Source organism: Mariniflexile ostreae (assembly GCF_042427585.1).
GTDB classification, from domain to species: Bacteria; Bacteroidota; Bacteroidia; order Flavobacteriales; family Flavobacteriaceae; genus Pseudalgibacter; species Pseudalgibacter ostreae.
Map to the genome: position 1 here is coordinate 1 of NZ_JBHMFC010000089.1, position 3,241 is coordinate 3,241.

Below are 3,241 nucleotides of genomic sequence, written 5' to 3' on the forward strand. Positions count from 1 at the left end.
AGATTTGACACAACCATTGCAAGTTGGTTGGGTTTCAACTATCTATCATTTATGGCAATATTCCTAAAGAAAATGAAAAGCAAAAAGTTTAAATGACCTCAATACTTAAAATAAACTAATGTTCGGATTATTCAAAAAAAAAAAAAAAACTGAAATTGAAAAGCTTCAAGCGCGCTATACAGGTTTAATGAAAGAATGGCATGCCCTATCTAGCATAAACCGTTCAGAAAGTGATAGTAAATATGAAGAAGCCGAAAATATCGCTAAACAAATAGAAAAACTAAAAAATGAAACGACTTAAATATATCTGTGTTTTTTTGGTCATCAATTTTAGCGCACTGGCCATTGGAAGTTGGTTAATGGGGAATGGGCCACAATCGGACTGGTATCAAAATTTAGATAAAGCGCCCTGGACACCTCCTGGTTGGGTTTTTGGAGCAGCTTGGACCAGTATCATGGTTTGTTTTTCAATTTATATGGCTTATTTATACCTAGCAACTCCTTCACTAAAAATAAAAAGTTTATTTGTATTTCAGTTTATATGCAATGTGCTTTGGAACTACCTCTTTTTTAATCAACATTTAATCGGGCTAGCACTTGTGGCTATTTTAATTCTAACCGTAATTATTGGTGTTTTTATGCTTTCATTCCTAACACAAATGAATAAGAAAAGCCTCTTAGTTCTCCCTTATTTTGTTTGGTTATGCATCGCTTCCTCATTAAACGCTTATGTTTTAATTTACAATTGAAACAATCCGTATTTTATTTTATAAATAAACACTTTCTAAATGAAAATATACAGATTACATCAAAAACAAAACCTACCCATTACATTAGAGGCAGCATGGCATTTTCTATCAGATCCTAAAAATTTAAAAATTATTACGCCAGAATATATGGGATTTCACATTCTATCTGGAGCCGATCGCCCCATGTATGCAGGGCAGATCATTCAATATATTGTAACGCCTATTTTTGGAATAAAAACCAAATGGGTAACCGAAATCACACACCGTGTAGATAAACATTATTTTGTAGACGAACAACGTTTTGGTCCATATGCCCTATGGCATCACAAACATTTTATTAAAGAAATTGATGGAGGCGTTGAAATGGAAGATATTATCGATTACAAAGTGCCATTTGGTGTTTTAGGACAACTGGTCCATCCTTTTCTAGTAAAACCAAAATTAGAAGAGATTTTTAATTATAGAACTAAAAAATTAGAAGCGCTTTTTGGTGTGTATAAACCAAAAGGCACTTAAATTTTCAAGCTTAAAGTGCATCATTTTTTAAACGCTATACATGACAAATACTATAAATATTTTTTGGTTTCGCCGAGATTTAAGACTAACAGATAACAAGGGCTTATTCGAAGCTTTAAAAGGACAAATAAAGGTGCTTCCGATATTTATTTTTGACTCAGAAATTCTTGAAATGCTTCCTAAAGACGATCCACGCGTATCCTTTATATATGAAACATTAGAGGAGATTAACATCATCCTTCAAGAAGACTATGGCAGCAGTATTCAAATCTACTTCGGCACACCATTAGAGGTATACCATCAATTGAATACGCATTACAAAATAGAAACCGTTTACACCAATCACGACTACGAGCCCTATGCAAGACAGCGCGATGCAGAAATTAAAACGTTTTTAGAACAAAACAACATCGCATTTAAAACCTACAAAGACCAAGTTATTTTTGAAAAAGATGATATTGTAAAAAGTGATGGTACCCCCTATTTGGTTTACACCCCCTATATGAAACGTTGGAAAGCGCAATTTAAAACAGAAAACATAAAATCATTTCCTTCAGAAACACTATTAAAACATTTTGTTCAACACCAAAAGGTAGAAGCCCCAACATTATTAAATATGGGGTTTGAAAGCACTAAACAACGTATAGCACCTTATTTAGCAACCCCCGAAGTTATTCAAAACTACGAAACCACACGAAACTTCCCAGCACAAGACAGCACATCAAAACTAGGGCCTCATTTGCGTTTTGGAACGGTAAGTGTTCGCTATATGATAAGCAAAGCAGTATCTGAAACCAACCACGTATTTTGGCAAGAATTGATTTGGAGGGAGTTTTTTATGCAAATCCTTTGGCACTTTCCGCAAACACAGACCAAGAGCTTTAAGCCACAATATGACCGTATTGTGTGGCGTAACAATGAAGCCGAATTTAAAGCATGGTGCGAAGGGAAAACAGGCTACCCATTTATAGACGCTGGGATGCGACAATTAAACCAGACAGGGTTTATGCACAATCGCGTACGAATGCTTGTAGGCAGCTTTTTATGTAAGCATTTATTAATAGATTGGCGTTGGGGCGAGGCATATTTTGCCGAGAAACTACACGATTACGAGATGGCAAGTAATATAGGCAATTGGCAATGGGTAGCAGGTTGCGGCGTAGATGCAGCACCTTATTTCAGGATATTTAATCCCACAACACAAATTCAAAAATTCGACAAAGATTTAAAATACATCAACACATGGGTTCCTGAATATCAAGAGTTCACGTACCCCAAACCTATAGTAGACCATGCGGCAGCCCGAGAACGTTGTTTACGCGTTTTTAAAGCCGCTTTAAATGCTTCTATATAGTGACTTGTTTTTAAAATCAAAAAAAACACTGAAAAACGAAAAGAACAAATAAGAGAGAATTTTTAAACACTGGGGATAAATAAAAAGGCACTTTCAGAAGTAAATAACCACTTGCATATCAATCAAATAAGTTGTATTTTAGATAAAACAAAACCCCGATAACGAGCCGAAAACTCAAAAAACGGGGTTTTAAAATTTCTGAATTATGAAATTACAAAGAATTTCTGAATTACAACACGAATTTTCATTTTTAAATCCTACGGAGAATTTTAATCTCTATTTTTCTAAATTTTTAGATAGCGATTTAGGAAAAATCTACACAGCTATACCATGGGATGCGTTGGTGTCTATTTTCAATATTAAAGAGTCTATTAAGGGTACAAAAAACTACTTTAGCCCACAGGGAAAGTTAGGCTTGATGTTTTTAAAACACTATGCGTGCTGTTCCGATAAAAGATTAATCGAGCAACTAAATGCTAATATTGATTATCAGTTTTTTTGTGACATTCACCTAAAATACAAACGTTTAAGCAACTACAAGATAGTAAGTCAAATACGCTGTGAACTGGCTGGAGATTTAAAGGTAGAGGCTATTGAGAAGGTTTTGTATGCGCATTGGTCT

General features: G+C 34.6%; 5 protein-coding genes. All 5 read left to right on the top strand.

Translation table 11 applies throughout. The features are described 5' to 3' along the window. Nucleotides 1-118 precede the first annotated feature (118 nt). Nucleotides 119-301 (top strand): Lacal_2735 family protein, encoded by a 183-nt coding sequence (locus ACFFU9_RS13295; protein ID WP_379861970.1) that lies wholly within the window; start codon nucleotides 119-121, stop codon nucleotides 299-301. After that, on the top strand, nucleotides 288-749 hold the full coding sequence (locus tag ACFFU9_RS13300; RefSeq protein ID WP_379861971.1) for a TspO/MBR family protein: 462 nt from the start codon (nucleotides 288-290) through the stop codon (nucleotides 747-749). The genes ACFFU9_RS13295 and ACFFU9_RS13300 overlap by 14 nt, the downstream gene beginning before the upstream one ends. A 39-nt stretch (nucleotides 750-788) precedes the next feature. Then, nucleotides 789-1,265, top strand: a complete 477-nt coding sequence (locus tag ACFFU9_RS13305) for an SRPBCC family protein (RefSeq protein ID WP_379861972.1) — start codon at nucleotides 789-791, stop codon at nucleotides 1,263-1,265. A 40-nt stretch (nucleotides 1,266-1,305) separates the two neighbouring features. Continuing rightward, nucleotides 1,306-2,619, top strand: coding sequence for a cryptochrome/photolyase family protein (locus tag ACFFU9_RS13310; protein WP_379861973.1), 1,314 nt, complete (start codon nucleotides 1,306-1,308; stop codon nucleotides 2,617-2,619). 205 nt (nucleotides 2,620-2,824) lie between these two features. After that, nucleotides 2,825-3,241, top strand: a 417-nt coding sequence (locus ACFFU9_RS13315) for a transposase (protein ID WP_379861974.1), incomplete at its 3' end; no start/stop codon positions are given.

Coding starts and splice junctions, on each gene's coding strand:
- ACFFU9_RS13295 (WP_379861970.1), top strand. CDS start 119: ATGTTCGGATTATTCAAAAAAAAAAAAAAAACTGAAATTGAAAAGCTT.
- ACFFU9_RS13300 (WP_379861971.1), top strand. CDS start 288: ATGAAACGACTTAAATATATCTGTGTTTTTTTGGTCATCAATTTTAGC.
- ACFFU9_RS13305 (WP_379861972.1), top strand. CDS start 789: ATGAAAATATACAGATTACATCAAAAACAAAACCTACCCATTACATTA.
- ACFFU9_RS13310 (WP_379861973.1), top strand. CDS start 1,306: ATGACAAATACTATAAATATTTTTTGGTTTCGCCGAGATTTAAGACTA.